This is a genomic window from Helicovermis profundi, assembly GCF_033097505.1.
GTDB classification, from domain to species: domain Bacteria; phylum Bacillota; class Clostridia; order Peptostreptococcales; family Acidaminobacteraceae; genus Helicovermis; species Helicovermis profundi.
Genome location: NZ_AP028654.1, coordinates 2,826,353 through 2,841,781, shown reverse-complemented (window position 1 = coordinate 2,841,781; position 15,429 = coordinate 2,826,353). Strand labels below are relative to the sequence as shown.

The following is a 15,429-nucleotide window of genomic DNA, read 5'->3' as shown; positions in this document are numbered from 1 at the left end:
TTTAAAGGGTGTGAGAAGATGAGAGTTACAAATTCAATGCTGGTTAGGAATTTAATATCGAATGTTAATAATAACTTAAATAAAATGCAGGTTATGCAAGACCAACTTGCTACAGGTAAAAGGGTTCAAAGTGCTTCAGATGATCCTGTTGGTGCTTCAAAAATTATTAAATATAGAACAGATGCTTCTGAACTTGATCAGTACGCAACAAATACTAGAGATGCAACTTCTTGGCTTGAAGCTACTGAAAGTAATATGATGGATACAAATAAACTTTTTCAAAGAGCAAGAGAATTAACTGTTCAAGCAGCTAATGGTTCAAATAGCGTACTTGAAACTTCAAATATTGCAAAAGAAATGGAGCAAATTAAAGAACAGATTATATCAAATGCTAATTTTTCATTTGCAGGTAGATATATATTTTCTGGCTATCATACAGATAAAAAATTGTTAAAAGATGATGGTTCTTTTAATGTTGATATTACAGATAACGATATAAATAATACTCCTGAAACATCCTATCAAATTGGGGTTGGTGAAGATATAAAAATTAGTACAAATGGTATAAATTTATATGGTTATGTTCCTGACAACAGTAACTTTATAACAAAAATGCCATCTGGTACGAGCGATGGAGTAGCTGCATCGAAATCGAAGTTGTTAAGTGACAATGAAATAGATTTAACTTCTGATTATAGCACTGGTGGTTTCACTATAAATATTGGTGGAACTAATTTCACAGTAGATACTACAAATTTAAAAGGAACTGTAGATACTCCAATTGTAAAAGCAGATTTTATTGATGCATTAAATAATTCTGTTGATGGGTCGGCTAATAAACTGGAAGACACAGCTAATATATATTTTAACGCTGATAATAAACTTGCTATTGAGCCTAAAATTTATGGGCTTGTAGCAGAATCGATCACTAGCACACCGGCTATTTCGTCTACCTATAGTGGTGGAATTAATGTTAGTGAAGCTGAGGTAAGTGGTGCAAGTATATCTGACGCAGATATAGGGACTGATTTTGACAATAAATCTTTTTTATTAACAGTAAATGATGAAACAAAAAAAATAACACTTGGAACTGTAAGTCCACAGGATGTGTCTACTTTAGTAAGTAGTCTAAATTCGGCAATTACGGCTGCTGGCTTTGCATCGGGTTCGGTGGTAGCTGGAGTTAGTGGTGGAAATTTAACTTTTTCGACAACAGGAACTTTAAGTGATGGAAGTGTCCCCAAAATAGAAGTAAGACCAATAAAATCAAATAAGAGTAAATTGATTCAAGATTTTGATGAACTTATTTCATCCCTAACTAGCAATGATCAAACAAAGATTAGTTCGTTTTTAGATACTATTGATTCACATGTAGAAAATTTTTTAACTGAACTTGCGGATGTTGGCGCAAGAACAAATAGGATGGAACTTGTAACAAATAGAATTGATGAAAATAGTGTATCTATAACTAAGCTTTTAAGTGATGTACAAGACGCTGATATGTCTAAAGTAATTATGTGGCTTAAAAATTCAGAAAATGTTTATAGAGCATCTCTTTCAACAGGTTCTAGAGTAATTCAACCAAGTTTAATAGATTTTATAAAATAGAACTAAGTATGATATGTATATGAGTTTTTAGTTTTAATGTAAGTGTCAAATTATAAAGTGAAAATATGATTCAGCATTTAAGGTGATGATTTTATGAAAATTGAGATAAATAGTACAAATGCTAAAATAGGAATAAAGACTACAAATGCATCTCTTTCTATAAAGCAACCTAAAGCAGATTTTGATTTGTCTTCTACTTTGCCAAAAGTGAAAATTGAATCTACTCTTCCTAAAGTTACCATAGATCAAAGCGCGGCATTTTCGGAATCAAATTTAAAAAATCCATTTGAATTAACAAAAGAATTTATTAGTATAGCTAAGAGCGCTATGTATAAGGCTATGGCAAAAAATGTAGACCAAGGAAATCAACTAGCTGATATTCATAAGGGTGGAACTCCAATTGCAGACCAGGCCGAAGAAAATGCATATCTTCAGTTTCAAAGAGAAACAGGTATGGTTACAATGCCACGTTCAGGAGCAAAAATAGACGTTATAAAAGGAAAACTTGATATAAAAGTTGAAAAGGGAAAAGTAAATAATAATATAAAAGCAAATAAACCTATAATTGAAAGTAAAATGGGTAAAGTAGAAATATACATGAGACAAAAAAATTCTATAACTATGAAAGCGGTTAAAGACAAATTTGACAAGAAAATATAATGGAGGTATGTATGAAGATTGAAACAAAATTTTTAGGTGAAATTGAATTTTTAAAGGAAGATATAATATATTTTGAAGAAGGATTATATGGCTTCACAAATATGAAGGAGTTTATATTAATAATTAATCCAGAACCAGATCTTCCTTTTCATTGGCTTCAATCTATAGTAGATGAAAAATTAAGTTTTATTGTTACTTCACCATTTCTATTTTTAGATGAATATGACTTTGAAGTTAATGATAGCATTATTGAAAAGCTTAATATAAAAACGCATGAAGATATTGAAATTTATAGCATTACTGTTATACCAAATGAAGTAAAGAATACTACTATAAATTTAAAAGCCCCAATAATTATTAATAAAAATAATAAAAAAGCAAAACAGTTAATTTTAAATGAAGATTTCCCGTATAAACATAGTATATTTAAGAAGGTTAATAAATAGGAGGCAAATATGCTGATACTAACAAGAAAAAAAGAAGAAAGTTTAATTATTAATGGGAATATTGAAGTTAAAATTATTCAAATAGGTGATGGGCGTATAAAACTTGGTATAGAAGCACCTAAAGAAGTGGAAGTATTTAGAAAAGAAATTTTTATTAAAATAGAAGAAGAAAATAAAAAAGCTCAGGCAAATAAAGAAAAACTTAAAGAATTAACTGGATTAGTAAAAGAAAAATAAAAAAATATTAAAAAAGTATTAAAGTAAAGAAAAAAAATACCGATACTAAAGTATGAAAATAATATAGTGGCGGCCGCTCTTATTATTTCAGATATTATTAATATACTATGACAAGGATGTCATACAAAAAACTCAAGGAGGAATCAATTATGAGAATTAATCACAATCTTATGGCGATGAACACTGCTAGACAACTTGGTATTAGCGGAGAAAACGGATCAAAATCAATCGAAAAATTATCTTCAGGTTTAAGAATCAATAGAGCTGGCGACGACGCTGCTGGTCTTGCAATCTCAGAAAAAATGAGAGGACAAATCAGAGGTCTTAATCAAGGTTCTAGAAATGCACAAGATGGTATTTCAATGATACAAACAGCTGAAGGTGGTCTTAATGAAACTCATTCAATACTTCAAAGAATGAGAGAACTATCAGTACAAGCTTCAAATGATACTTTACAATCTACTGATAGAACTGCAATTGGTGAAGAAATGAATGCACTTAGATCAGAAGTAGATAGAATTTCATCTGTTACTGAATTTAATGGTAAAAAAATACTTGATGGTACTTTAATAGGTAAAGATGGAACTGGTGATGTTGTTGTCGGTGGTACTGTTAACAATACTACTGTAACTACACTTGAGGTAAGTTCTGCAAAAGCTCAGACTTACACTTTTTCATCATCAGATACTTCTTTAACACTTACAGGTACTGATGGTAAAGCTCAAACTATTACAGTTGCAGCAGCAGCAGCAGCAGGTGATGTTGTTAACTTAGATTTCGATAGTTTAGGAGTTAAAGTTAGTTTAACAGCAACAGCAGCTGCAACAGCAACTAATATCGCTGCTGGAGTTAACGCTTCTACTATTCTTGTAACAGGTACTGGCTCAGCTTCATTCCAAATTGGAGCTAATGCTAACCAAACAATGAGCGTAGCCTTTACAGATATGAGTTCTTCAAATCTTGGTGGTGTAACTGGAACAACAGATATTGCCACTTTAGTAGCTGATAACACTGCTGTTTCTACTACTGCCAAAGCTCAGGTATTGATAACTCAGCTTGATGCAGCTATTGTTGATGTTTCAAGTCAAAGAGCCAAATTTGGTGCAGCTCAAAACAGACTTGAACATACTATTAAGAACTTAGATACATCTTCTGAAAATATGCAAGCATCAGAATCAAGAATTAGAGACGTTGATATGGCTAAGGAAATGATGGAATTTACTAAAAATAATATTCTTCAACAAGCTGGTCAATCGATGTTAGCTCAAGCAAATCAAGCTCCTCAGGGAGTACTTCAATTATTGAGATAGTCTTTAAAATGGTTGAACTTTAATCGGTCTCTTTGAGGCCGATTTTTTAAAATATATATATGAGGTGTAAGCATGAATATAGATAGTATAATAGATAGTATTTTTTTAAAAAATACTTTAGAAAGAAATAAAGCGATTGAAAAACTATTTAAAATCATAGAAGGAAATTATTTAAAGTTTCAAGGAAAAAATTCTAGTGTTCTTCAAAATCTTGAATACGCATTAAATAATAATGATTTATTGTTATTTGCAGATCTTATAAAATATGAAATTAAACCAGTTTTGCTTGAGGGGAAAATGTAATGAAAATAATAGAAAAAAATATAGAATTTTTAGAAAGAAGAATTCCCTATGTATCAAATGATCTGCAGGAGAGAGAGGATATACAGGATATTAAAGTTAATATAAATGCAAGTTTAAATGCAAAATATTTTATAAAGAATAATAATAGTATTTTTTTACATAGTATATACGATGTGCAAAATGAAATGAATAAAATGTTTTCTAAACTGGATAAGCAAGTAGAAAGTCTGGTTATTTTTGGATGCGGAGAAGGTCATTTTATTGAAGAAATTAAAACTAGATATCCAAAACTTAAAAACCTTATGTTAATTGAACCAAGCAAAAAGCTTTTTATAAATTTTATAAATATATCGGATTTATCAAAATTAAATATTACGAGTAATTTGACTATCGTTATAAATAGAACAATTGAAGAAACATATAATATGGCATTGGATTTTATAAAAACCAATATAAAAACTAATATAGGCTTTGTATATCATATGTATATTATTAGTGCTTTTGAGGACTATTATACAGTTGTTATGAAGAAACTACATGATTACATTAAAAATCTTCGAATAAATTTAAATACGGTTAGATCGACGGCTAGAATTAATCTTATTAATGAACTTATGAACATTAGGTTTTCTAGTGAGCATTGTAGTGAAAATTTTTCGAAATTTTTAAATTCCAAGGTTGTTACAATAGTTTCTGCTGGGCCATCTCTTGGAAGAGAAATTGATAAAATAGAAGAGCTTAAAAAGAAATCTATAGTAATTGCGGTTGGTACAGCTATTAAAATACTTGAAGAAAATGGAGTGAAACCTCATTTTAGATTTTTTATGGACCCTTTTGATGAGAATATGGAAATTTTTAAAGATGTGTATAATGATGACGTCCCATTAATTTTTATGAATTCTATGTATTATGAAATTTTAAATTATTATAAGGGGCCAATTATAAGAATTGCAATTGATTCAGAATATTTGGTAAAATACTTTTATAATACTATCGGTAAAGAAATAGAGTATTATAAAAGTAATTATTCTATTGCAAGTGTCACGCATGACTTTATTATTAAGTCTGGTGCAAGTAAAATAGTACTTCTTGGGCAAGATTTAAGTTTTAGTGGTAAAAAAAGATATGCTAAAGGTTCTTGGAATGATGATGAAAAAATTGATTTTAACTTAAAAGATTATATAGAAATTACAAACAATCTTGGCGAAAAATCATATACTGATTTAGCATATTGGGGAATGAAAGATCAATTTGAACTTATGATTTCTGAAACTAATATACCACACTATAATGTGAGTTTAGGTGGAGCATCTATTAAAGGAACTACGCTTCTTCCATTATCTGATTTACTTTTAGATTTAAATTATATTGATGAATATAGTATAAAAAATGAACTTAGTAAAGATATAAAAGATGGGTATAGTTATGAAAATCAAAAATTGCTATTTAAACATATTTGGGATGATAGTTTGTTTATTAAGAAAAGTATAGAAACAAAATTTATATTAATAAAACAATTAGAAGAAAGTGATGGCTATAGTAAAATTGAAAAATTAAAAGAGGTATTTGGTAAGCTTATATATATTGATAGTGAATTGGCTAAAAATCCTTTTTACAGTAGTGTTGTTGAAGCACATTTAAAGCTACTTTTTCAGGCATATGATATTAGTTTTAATATTGAAAATGTCGATGAAATAGAAAAGTATAAAAATGAAATTCAAAAACATATAACAAAAAATGCTGAGATTCATGATTATATTGAGATTGTATTTTTTGTTCTTAATGAACTTAAGAAAATTTATAAAAAAGAAGAGTGATATTATGAGTAATTTTGAAAATAAAAAAATATTAATAATAGGCGGTACAGGAACCGTTGGAAAAGCACTAGTCAAAAGACTTTTAAAAGAAAAAGCTAAGGTAATTAGAGTTTTTAGTAGAGACGAGTTTAAACAGTTTGAGATGATGCAAGAATATGGAGATGATGAAAGATTAAGATTTTTAATAGGTGATATTAGAGATAAATTTAGACTTGAGTTTGCTATGGATCAAATTGATTATGTTTTTCATCTAGCAGCTATGAAACATGTTGGTTCATGTGAATATAATCCTGAAGAAGCAATTAAAACGAATGTTATTGGAACCAAAAATGTTATAAAAGCTGCAATAAAAAACAATGTTTCAAAAGTTATTTTTTCTTCTAGTGATAAAGCTATTAATCCAGTGAATACTTATGGGGCTACAAAATTATTAGCTGAAAAATTATTTGTGTCTGAGGGATCTAATTCTGGGAGTTATAGAACCAAATTTTCTGTAGTTAGATTTGGTAATATTATGGGCTCACGTGGCTCAGTTATACCAAGTATAAAGAAGCAGGTTATTAATAATAAAGAAGTCACTGTAACAAATGGCCAAATGACTAGATTTATGATGAGTGTATCAAAAGCAGTAGAACTTTTACTTAGAGTAGTTGATAGAGCTGATGGAGGAGAAACGTTTATATTAAAAATGCCTTGTATTAAATTAGATGATTTAATTGAATGTATTATTGAAGAAACTGCAAAAAAATATGATATAAATGTTTCAAAAATTAAAAAAAGAATAATTGGATTTAGACAAGGTGAAAAAATGTATGAAGAATTAATGACAAAAGATGAAGCTTTAAAGGCGATGGAATTTGAAGATATGTTTGTAATACCTTCATATTTCAAAAATAATAAATATAAAGAAAAAATAGTAAGTGAAAAAGTAATGGATAGTTATAGATCGGATAGGCATGAAATAGTATCAAGGGAAGAAATTAGAAAGATTTTTGAAGACGAAAAATTGATATAATTGGAGGTTTGTTATGAAGAAATATACTAATTTTAAGAAAAACAATGAGTTTTCTAGAGAAATAAATAATTTAATACCAGGTGGTGCACATACATACAGTAAAGGAGATGATCAATTTCCTTTTCTTTCACCTAAAGGAATAAAGAGAGGTAAAGGAGTTTATATATGGGATATAGATGACAATAAATATCTTGACTGGACTATGGGTCTTACATCAGTTTGTTTAGGACATGCTTATGAAAAAGTTATAAATGCAGTAAAAAAACAACTAGATTATGGAGTGAATTTTCAAAGACCTGCCGATATTGAACTTACTTTTGCAAAACTTCTTAAAGAAGTATTTCCTAAATATGATATGTTTAAATTTGCTAAGAATGGGTCAACAGTGACAACAGCTGCGGTCAAACTTTCAAGAGCATATACCTTAAGGGAAAAAGTTGCAGTGTGTAAAGACCAACCATTTTTTAGCTATGATGATTGGTTTATAGGGTCAACAAAATGCGATTTTGGAATTCCCAAAAGCACAAAAGAATTAACTGTAAAATTTTCTTATAATGATATTGAAAGTGTTAAGCAGATGTTTAAGGAAAACGAGGGCGAAATAGCTTGCCTAATTCTTGAAGCGGTAAAATTTGACCAACCAAAAGATAATTTCTTAATTGAGCTTCAAAACGAATGTAAAAAAAATGGAACTGTATTTATTTTAGATGAAATGATAACAGGATTTAGATATGCTCTAGGCGGAGCCCAGGAGTATTTTGGATTAGAGCCTGATTTATCTACTTTTGGAAAAGCTGTCGGAAATGGATTTTCTGTAGCATTTTTAGCAGGTAAAAAAGATATTATGAAACTTGGTGGGATAGAAGAAGGATTAAAAAAAGTTTTTCTTATTTCAACGACTCATGGAGCTGAAACACATGGTCTTGCGGCTGCGATTGAAGTTATAAATGAATTAAAAGATGAAAATATAATAGAAAAAAACTGGGAAAAAGGAAAATATATTACTACAAATGCTAATAAAATTATTGAGGATTTAGGACTTACTAAATATATTGAAATCATTGGCTATCCTATTTTTCCTGCAGTTATTTTTAAAGATTATAATTTGAATGTATCTATGGAGTTTAGGACACTTTTTATGCAAGAGATGATAACTAGAGGGGTTCTTTTTCAAGGTGTTTTCACTATAGCACATGAGCATAATTATGATGATATTAATCTTACTTTAAAGGTCTTTAAAGAGTCTTGTGAAGTTTATTTAAAGGCAATAAATAATAAGAGTACAGAAGGATTATTAATTGGTAAAGCTACTAAACCTGTTTTTAGAGAAATAAATTAGGTGAATTATGGAAAAAATATGTCTTGGAACAGTGCAGTTCGGAATGGATTATGGCATTAATAATAAAAAAGGAAAGAGATCGGTAAATGAGATACATGAAATTATTAAATTCGGAATCGATAAAGGGATTGTGTTCTTTGACACAGCTCCAGTTTATGGCGATGCTGAAGAAATAATTGGAGACTATATTTTAAAAAATAAGTTAGATGAAATTAATATTTTTACAAAATTAACACTGGAAAAAAATGATATTACATGTGAAAAAAAAGAGTTAAGAGAGATTATTTTTAATCAAGTAAATACATCGATAAAAAAAATGAATTTAAAAAAGTTGTATGCTTTACTACTTCATAATCCAGAGTATATGTATAATGAACGTATAGTGAATGAATTATATAATCTTAAAAAAATAGGAGTGACTAAAAATATTGGGGTTTCAATTTATAATGTGGAAGATGCACTTTATGCTGTTAATAATTTGAAAATAGATTATATACAAATTCCCTTTAATGTATTTGATTTAAGGCTTAATAAAACAAATTTTTTTGAAATTACAAAAGAAAAAAATATTAAAGTATTAGCTAGAAGTTCATTTTTACAAGGATTGCTTTTTATGGAGCCAAATGATGCAGAAAAAAGAGTTAAAAATTCTGGTGTTTATTTAAATAAATTTAATGAAATACTTAAAAAATATGATTATACAGTTTTAGAAGGGGCGTTATTATTTTCTAAATATTCGCTAGGCATTGATTATATAGTTATTGGAGTAGATTCATTAGATCAATTAATAGAAATTAATGAAATATATGGGAAGAGTGTTAGTAAAGAATATATCAAGGAAATAAATGAAACGTTTTTAAATGTTGATTATGGAGTGTTACTTCCTTATCTTTGGAGTAAAAAGCATTAAATTAGAATAATTGGGAGAAATTAATATGAATATTTTAATTACTGGTGGAGCGGGTTTTATTGGAAGAAATTTAGTAAAAAAATTAGTTAAAACAGAAAATAGTATTACTGTGATTGACGATTTTTCAAATGGAAGTATTGAAAATATTAAAGAATTTATGAGTCTTAGTAACTTTAGTTTTTTTGAAATGGGCATTGAAGATAAAAAATATATAAATACAATTTTTGATTTGAAAAAATTTGATATTTGTTTTCATTTAGCGGCTAGGATAAATGTACAGGATAGTATTGATGATCCGTATGATACTTTTAATAGTGATGTAGTTGGTACTATGAATGTACTTGAGGGATGTAGAAAAAATAATACTAAATTCGTATTTATGAGTACCTGTATGGTTTATGAAAAAGCTACTAATGAAAGTGGTATTAGTGAAAATCATAGAACTAAACCAGCTTCTCCTTATGCTGGTTCTAAGATAGCGTCCGAAAATTTAGCTTTATCTTATTATTATACTTATAATCTTCCTGTAGCTATAATTAGACCATTCAATACATATGGACCTTATCAAAAGAGTAATGGAGAGGGCGGAGTTGTTTCTATATTTATTGATAGAGTGAAAAAAATGCAAGATATCGATATATATGGAGATGGATTACAGACTAGAGATTTGCTTTATGTTGATGATTGTGTGGATTTTATTATAAGTGCTGGTTTTAGTGATAAGTCAAATGGTGAGATAATAAATGCAGGACTTGGAGAAGATATATCAATTAATGATCTTGCAGATATGATTTCAGGTGGAAAAGTAAATATTAATCATATAAAGCATATACATCCACAGAGTGAAATTATGAAATTAAAATGTGATAGTAAAAAAGCAAAAGAATTATTAAACTGGAAACCAAAATTCGCTTTACATGAAGGTATAAATAGCATGAAAGAATGGATAAACTTACTTGAAAATGGAGGTAAATATGAGTAATAAATTAATAGAAAGTGCACTAAAACTCTCTGATGCTCTTAGAACTAGAGATAGTAAAAGTATATTGAATAATTTTGCAAAATTTTCAGATGATATAAATAATGATATAGATATTATAAAGAAATGGAATGATGAAGAGCTTTCTAGATTTAATGGACTTTTAAAATATTTACTTTTATCGGTAGAAAATAAAGATTATTTTTTCGGTGTATCTATAATTGATTCTCAGCTTATTCCTATGATGAATATTTCTTCTTCAAAAATTTTTGATAAAGAAAAATTAGAAATTAATAATGATGTAACTGAAGATATTTCAAATCAATACGAAGACTATGCATATCCTAATCTATGGAATGGTGTTATTCCAGATTATATGAGAGATGTTTCTTTAAAAAATGCGGAACCAACTGCTCTTTATAATCTTAAATATTTGAAAAGTTTGACAAACAATAAATATAAATCATTTAATAATGCAAATGTACTTATTGCAGGATGTGGTACAGGTGAATCTTCTCTTTCTGGTGCTATTATATATGCAAATGTAAATTTTACTTATGTGGATATAAGTAGAGCTTCTTTAAATATGGCAAAAAAATATGCTGAAGAATTAAACATTAAGAATATAGAATTTATTAATGATGATATTATGACTATGAATTTAGATAAAAAATTTGATTATATTATGAGTACAGGAGTGCTTCATCATCTTGAAAATCCGTCTAAAGGTGTAGAAAATCTCAAAAAGCATTTAAAAGATGATGGAGTTCTTTCCGCAATGGTTTATGGAGAATATGGTAGATTTGAAATTGGTCTTATGCAGGAAAGTATTAAGTATTTAAAAAAAGAAAGCGGTTTTAAAGAAAAAATAATAATAACTAAAAAAATACTGAAATTTATAAATAAAGATCTAAGATTAAGTGAAATTAATAAAAATGATGATATAGAAAAAGGGGATCAACATATAGTAGATTTACTTTTAAATGTAAATGAATTTAGATATAATGTACTTTCACTTAATAGTATGATAGAAGAAGGTGGTATGAGGCTAGTAGATTTTACAAATAGAAGAACAATGGATCCAAATGAATATATTGATGATGTAGAATTTTCTTCTTTAGTAAAAGATTTAACTCAACTAGAAAAATGGCACCTTGCAGAAATGTTAAATGGAAAATTAAAAAAGCACCATTTTATTGCGGTTAAAAAGGAGTTTAAACAGGGAGTATTAGGTTTAAGCAATAAAAATTTAGTTCCTTATAAAAATGTTTTTTTGAAGCTTAAAACAGAAATTATGAACGGTAAAATTAATTATTTCATTGGTTTAGATGTAGCAAATTTTTTTGAAGATGATTTTATTGAAATAAGGTGGATAAAAATAGATGACATGGCTTATGAATTAATTAATTACATTAACGGAAAAAGAACTATTAAAAAAATAATAAGTAAGTTTGATAAAAAGATAATTGAAAAAGAATCTTTAAAATTTCTTGAATATTGTATTAATAATAAATTTATATTTTTGCATAATAATTAGAAAATTTTAAAGTATATTTTCTTTATGCCGATACCTAATTAAAGAACAAACTGATCAAGGAGGACGGATTTATGAAAGTTGATAATGTAAATACACCGGTAGTACAAACTAGGATGGATTCTAGTAGTACACAAAATGTTCCGAAAGTATCAAATGCCCCAAATACCCCAAAAATTTCAAAGGATAAAGTAGATGTTGTTGAAATTAATGGGGTTAAGCAGAACGTTGTTGATAAAAAGAATTCTGATAATAGTGTTTTAGAAAAAGCGATTAAACAAGCTAATAAATCTTTAAATCACTATAATAGAGAAGTTGAAAGGCAAGTACATGATGTAACAGGTACGATTATGTACACAATTAAAGACACAGATACAGGAGAAGTTATAGCAGAATTTCCGCCAAAGAAAATTGAAGATATGATTGCTAAAATGTGGGAAATGGCCGGCATGGTTGTTGATAAAAAAGCATAAAACCCATTTATTTCTGAAAGAAGGTGAATAGTATGTCAGTTACTAGAATTACAGGTATTACATCAGGTATTGATACTGATATGATAATTAAAAAATTGATGGACTCAGAGCAAGTTAAAATTGATAATTTAAAAGCAAGCAAACAATATGCTGTTTGGGAGCAAGAGGCTTATAGAGATACAATTTCTAAATTGGATACTTTTCAGTTAAATAACTTAGATCTTACCAATACAAGTACTAATATAACTAGTCCAACCTTTTTTGCTTCTTTTTCTTCAGATGTTAGTGTAAATAGCACAGATGTATCATATTTAACAGCAACAGGAACTTCTGATATTACTGATTTTACTCATACGGTATCTAGTATTACTCAACTAGCTACCAAGGATAAATATGAAAGTGCAAGTCAAGGATTTAATCAAATATTAAGTGGAGATTTGGTCACTGATTTTGCAACAAATAAACCCGCAATTTTTAAAACTAGTTTAACTATAGATGGAACTTCAAAAACTATATCTATTGATATGAGTGCAATTGACAATATAACGGATTTTACTACAGCTTTAAACTCTGAAATAGGGACTCAATTTGGATCAGATTTTAATAGTATTGCTTCTGTTTCAGGTAATAATATTAAATTTGCTAGTCCAGGTAACGATTTAACACTTCTTAGTATAACTGGAGAAGAAGCATCTATGACTTGGCTTGGAGTTAGTTCGGGGGAAAGTACTACTAGTTATAGTTCAAAATCTTTAAATGATTTATTTGGTATTGTTGATGCAGATTTAACAACAATGACGGTAAATGGAACATCTCTTAGTAGTCTAGGAGTTAGTCAGACCACTACAGTATCAGATTTAATGGATTTAGTTAATGGGGCTTCGCTAGATGCGAAAATGACCTATAGTCCTTTAGATGATAAATTTAATATAGAATCTACAAGTGAAGGTTCTTCTAATGATATGACCCTAAGTGCAGATTTTACTAGTAAATTAAAGTTTGACACAGGTGTTCATACTTCAGGGCTTAATGCAAAACTCAATATTGATGGAGTAGATGTAACAAAATCTAGTAATACATTTACTTTAGATGGTGTTCTTTATACTCTTAAAGATACTTACTCTGGAGTAGATCCTATAGATATTTCTGTTTCAAAAGATACTGATGGTTTATACACTAAAATTAAAAATTTTGTTGATGCTTATAATACTTTAATTAAAGATTTAAGTGATAAGTATAGTGAAGAAAAATTTAGCGATTATAAACCACTTACTGATGATCAAAAGAAAGATATGACTCAAGAGGAAATTGATAAATGGGAAGAAAAAGCTAAGAGCGGTTCTTTAAAAGGTAAATCTGAATTATCTTCAATTCTTAGTAAGATGAGAACAGCTATGTATGATACAGTAACTAATGCAGGAATTTCACTATATGAGATTGGAATTACGACTTCATCTAATTATCAAGATGAAGGAAAATTGGTTATTGATGAAACGAAGTTAAAAAGCAATTTAGAAAATAACTACAGCAAAATTGTTAAATTGTTTACTAATTCATCTGATAAAGCTTATCTTGATAGTGCAAATGCAACTGAAAGATACAACGAAAGTGGATTAGGCTATCGACTTCAGGATATCATAAAAGATAATATTAGAATAACGAGAGATTCTAACAACTTAAAAGGGATTTTGGTGGAAAAATCAGGAATATCTGATATATCACCAAATGCTACTAATATTATTGGTAAGCAGATAATAGAGTATGATTCTAGAATTACAGATTTACTTGCATTATTTCAAGATAAAGAAGATCATTATTATGAACAATTTGGTAAAATGGAAGCTGCTCTTTCTGAAATGCAATCTCAATCAAGTTCGTTAATGTCACAAATGGGATAGGTGTATATAAATAATGTTTAAAAAATTAGTATATGAATATATTGATTTAACAGCTGCTATGCTTAGTGCTTTAAAATCGAGGAGATTTGATATTTTTGAAAATTTAATTTCTTCTAGAAAAGATATTCTTAATAAAATCGAGAAAATTGACGATAAATATATTATAGAAAATGAGAAAGAAATTATTAAAGATAAAATATTAAAACTTGAGTCAAGTATAAAAGTTGAAATGGATGAAATGAAAAGAGAACTTGAAGGTGAACAAAATAAAAACAAACTTAAGTTAAAAGAAATTGAAACAAAAAGAAAAGTTCATTCAAGTTATAGAAATATTAATGAAAATTCAGGTTTGATATTTGATAGAAAAAAATAAAGGAAGTGTAATTATGGCAATGGTAAATCCTTATAACTATAAGAAACCTAATAATGCTAAAGTAGATGAAAAACCTATTCAAAAATTAAGAGTGGTTAATTCTAAGGTTAAGTATAATAAATCAGCAAATTATTTAGAACAAAAGGTTATGAGTGCAAAACCTGAAGAGCTTACGTTTATGCTATATGAGGGCATGGTTAGATTTTTAAAACAAGTAAAATTATATAATGATCAAAAGAAATATGAGAAATCTAATTTTACAAATCAAAGGGTACAAGCGATTATAACAGAGCTTAGAGTTACTTTAGATATGAGTTACGATGTTAGTAATAATTTAGAGTCACTATATATTTTTATGAATGAACGTCTAGTTGATGCAAATTTAGAAAAAGATAACAAAATAGTGGATGAAGTTTTATTTCTTGCAGTAGAACTAAAAGAAACATGGGAAAAAGCTATGAAATTAGTTTGATTGATATTAAAGGCATTACATTTATATTATTTATAATTAGATTTTAAATTGTGTT

Annotated in this window: 16 protein-coding genes; all 16 read left to right on the top strand. The window is 28.1% G+C overall.

Annotated features, from left to right (window positions below; translation table 11 throughout):
- Positions 1–18: 18 nt before the first annotated feature.
- On the top strand, positions 19–1,608 hold the full coding sequence (gene flgL / locus AACH12_RS13010; protein WP_338535808.1) for a flagellar hook-associated protein FlgL: 1,590 nt from the start codon (positions 19–21) through the stop codon (positions 1,606–1,608).
- Positions 1,609–1,701: 93 nt separating this feature from the next.
- Positions 1,702–2,268 (top strand): DUF6470 family protein, encoded by a 567-nt coding sequence (locus AACH12_RS13005; RefSeq protein ID WP_338535807.1) that lies wholly within the window; start codon positions 1,702–1,704, stop codon positions 2,266–2,268.
- Positions 2,269–2,279: 11 nt separating this feature from the next.
- The gene (fliW, locus tag AACH12_RS13000; RefSeq protein WP_338535806.1) at positions 2,280–2,714 is read left to right on the top strand and encodes a flagellar assembly protein FliW; all 435 of its coding nucleotides are present in this window, start codon (positions 2,280–2,282) and stop codon (positions 2,712–2,714) included.
- Positions 2,715–2,723: 9 nt separating this feature from the next.
- Entirely contained in the window at positions 2,724–2,951 is a 228-nt protein-coding gene (gene csrA, locus AACH12_RS12995; RefSeq protein ID WP_338535805.1) for a carbon storage regulator CsrA, read from the top strand.
- Positions 2,952–3,100: 149 nt separating this feature from the next.
- Positions 3,101–4,261, top strand: a complete 1,161-nt coding sequence (locus tag AACH12_RS12990) for a flagellin N-terminal helical domain-containing protein (protein ID WP_338535804.1) — start codon at positions 3,101–3,103, stop codon at positions 4,259–4,261.
- A gap of 72 nt (positions 4,262–4,333) precedes the next feature.
- Positions 4,334–4,564, top strand: a complete 231-nt coding sequence (locus AACH12_RS12985) for a hypothetical protein (RefSeq protein WP_338535803.1) — start codon at positions 4,334–4,336, stop codon at positions 4,562–4,564.
- Positions 4,564–6,381: a motility associated factor glycosyltransferase family protein gene (locus AACH12_RS12980; protein ID WP_338535802.1), complete on the top strand. Its 1,818-nt coding sequence runs from the start codon at positions 4,564–4,566 to the stop codon at positions 6,379–6,381. The genes AACH12_RS12985 and AACH12_RS12980 overlap by 1 nt, the downstream gene beginning before the upstream one ends.
- A 4-nt stretch (positions 6,382–6,385) precedes the next feature.
- Positions 6,386–7,396, top strand: a complete 1,011-nt coding sequence (locus AACH12_RS12975; protein ID WP_338535801.1) for an SDR family NAD(P)-dependent oxidoreductase — start codon at positions 6,386–6,388, stop codon at positions 7,394–7,396.
- A gap of 13 nt (positions 7,397–7,409) precedes the next feature.
- Positions 7,410–8,735 (top strand): glutamate-1-semialdehyde 2,1-aminomutase, encoded by a 1,326-nt coding sequence (locus AACH12_RS12970; RefSeq protein WP_338535800.1) that lies wholly within the window; start codon positions 7,410–7,412, stop codon positions 8,733–8,735.
- A 7-nt stretch (positions 8,736–8,742) separates the two neighbouring features.
- On the top strand, positions 8,743–9,645 hold the full coding sequence (locus AACH12_RS12965) for an aldo/keto reductase (RefSeq protein ID WP_338535799.1): 903 nt from the start codon (positions 8,743–8,745) through the stop codon (positions 9,643–9,645).
- 25 nt (positions 9,646–9,670) lie between these two features.
- A complete protein-coding gene (locus tag AACH12_RS12960; RefSeq protein ID WP_338535798.1) occupies positions 9,671–10,627 on the top strand; it encodes a dTDP-glucose 4,6-dehydratase in 957 nt (318 codons plus the stop codon).
- A complete protein-coding gene (locus tag AACH12_RS12955; protein WP_338535797.1) occupies positions 10,620–12,161 on the top strand; it encodes a class I SAM-dependent methyltransferase in 1,542 nt (513 codons plus the stop codon). Before AACH12_RS12960 ends, AACH12_RS12955 begins: the two co-directional genes overlap by 8 nt.
- Before the next feature lie 71 nt (positions 12,162–12,232).
- Positions 12,233–12,631, top strand: coding sequence for a flagellar protein FlaG (locus tag AACH12_RS12950; protein ID WP_338535796.1), 399 nt, complete (start codon positions 12,233–12,235; stop codon positions 12,629–12,631).
- Positions 12,632–12,663: 32 nt separating this feature from the next.
- Positions 12,664–14,529, top strand: coding sequence for a flagellar filament capping protein FliD (gene fliD, locus AACH12_RS12945; RefSeq protein ID WP_338535795.1), 1,866 nt, complete (start codon positions 12,664–12,666; stop codon positions 14,527–14,529).
- Between the two features lie 13 nt (positions 14,530–14,542).
- Positions 14,543–14,902 carry a hypothetical protein gene (locus tag AACH12_RS12940; protein ID WP_338535794.1) on the top strand — a complete coding sequence of 120 codons (360 nt, stop codon included), beginning with the start codon at positions 14,543–14,545 and terminating at the stop codon, positions 14,900–14,902.
- Between the two features lie 13 nt (positions 14,903–14,915).
- Positions 14,916–15,374 carry a flagellar export chaperone FliS gene (gene fliS / locus AACH12_RS12935; RefSeq protein WP_338535793.1) on the top strand — a complete coding sequence of 153 codons (459 nt, stop codon included), beginning with the start codon at positions 14,916–14,918 and terminating at the stop codon, positions 15,372–15,374.
- The last annotated feature ends 55 nt before the right edge of the window (positions 15,375–15,429 follow it).